The organism is Cetobacterium sp., from assembly GCF_048470075.1.
Lineage (GTDB): Bacteria > Fusobacteriota > Fusobacteriia > Fusobacteriales > Fusobacteriaceae > Cetobacterium_A.
Window position 1 is genome coordinate 1 of sequence record NZ_DBGBQB010000156.1, and the last position, 1,712, is coordinate 1,712.

Annotated in this window: 2 protein-coding genes; both read left to right on the plus strand. The window is 30.0% G+C overall.

From position 1 onward, the window contains the following. Positions 1-1,308, plus strand: a 1,308-nt coding sequence (locus tag ACMOUI_RS05485; RefSeq protein ID WP_418964730.1) for a 6-phospho-beta-glucosidase, incomplete at its 5' end; no start/stop codon positions are given. 11 nt (positions 1,309-1,319) lie between these two features. Beyond that, entirely contained in the window at positions 1,320-1,625 is a 306-nt protein-coding gene (locus ACMOUI_RS05490; RefSeq protein ID WP_418964731.1) for a PTS sugar transporter subunit IIB, read from the plus strand. The last annotated feature ends 87 nt before the right edge of the window (positions 1,626-1,712 follow it).

Genomic DNA, 1,712 nt, shown 5'->3' on the forward strand with positions numbered 1-1,712 from the left:
ATTGGTGGAGGATCATCATATACACCTGAAATTATTGAAGGCTTTATAAAAAGATATGAGCAACTTCCTGTGAGCGAACTCTGGCTTGTTGATATTGAAGATGGGAAAGAAAAATTAGAAATAGTTGGTGCTTTAGCTAAAAGAATGATAGAAAAAGCTGGATTAAAAGATAAAATGTTCATCCATTTAACTTTAGATAGAAGAGAAGCCTTAAAAAATGCTGATTTTGTGACAACTCAATTTAGAGTTGGTCTTTTAGAAGCTAGAATTAGAGATGAAAAAATCCCTTTAAATTTTGGAATGATTGGTCAAGAAACAAATGGTCTTGGAGGTTTTGCTAAGGCTATGAGAACTATTCCAGTTATTTTAGATATTTGTAAAGATATAACTGAACTTTGTCCGAACGCGTATCTAGTAAATTTTACAAATCCAAGTGGTATTATAACTGAAACTGTAATTAAAAATTATCCAAATATAAAAGTTGTAGGACTATGTAATGTACCTATTGGAATGAAAAAAAGTGTAGTTAAAACTTTAGATGTTCCTGAATCGGAGATTGAATTTATATGTGGAGGGTTAAATCACTTTCTATGGGGAAGAAAAGTTTTACATAATGGTATAGATGTAACTCAAAAGGTTATTGAAAAAAATATTGAAGAGTCAGATAATCTTCCAGCTAATTTGAAGAATTCAGCTCAGTGGTTAAATGAACAAATTAGAGATTTGAAAATGATTCCTTGTGGATATCATAAATATTATTATTTAACAGATGAAATGCTAAATGAGCAGTTAAAAGAGATACGTAGTGGACTTGGAACTAGAGGAGAACAAGTTCGTGAAGTTGAAAAATCTCTTTTTGAACTATATAAAGATCCAAATTTGAATATAAAACCAAAAGAGTTAGAAAAAAGAGGGGGACAATACTATTCTGATGCTGCTTGTGAGCTAATCTCATCAATCTATAACGATTTAGGAACTGTTATGACAGTTTCTACTAAAAATAATGGAACAATTGATTGTTTACCTAATAACTGTGCTGTTGAAATCACTGTTAAAGTTTTTAAGAACACTCTTGAACCACTACCACAAGATCCCATGCCAATTGAAGTCAGAGGGATTTTGCAACTTATGAAAAACTACGAAGAGATGACAATAGAAGCTGGAGTAAATGGAGATTATAATAAAGCTATTCAAGCTCTTACAATAAATCCCCTTGTCACTAGTGGACATGTTGTAAAAACACTTTTAAATGAAGTTATTAAACAAAATAGAAAATATCTACCTCAATTTAAAAATCTAAAATTATAACTGGAGGAAATATGAAAAAAATATTACTTTTATGTGCAGCTGGTATGTCAACATCAATGCTTGTTAATAAAATGAAAAAGGTCGCTACTGAAAAAAATATAAATGTTTTAATAGAAGCTAAATCTGTTGAGGAGTTACAGGAAAATCTAGAAATATTTGATGTATTTTTACTGGGGCCACAAATTAGATTTAAAAAAGATCAATTGAGTAAAATTGCAGCTGAGGCTGGAAAACCTTTAGAAGTTATAAATACTATCGATTATGGAATGATGAAAGGTGAAAAAGTTTTAGAATACGCACTTTCTCTGATAAAGTGAATCTGTATAATATGGATATTTAAAAAGGGATGACTTTTAAGGGAGTATAAATAATTTTGTGTAAATAATAATTGCAGACCTTCTAGA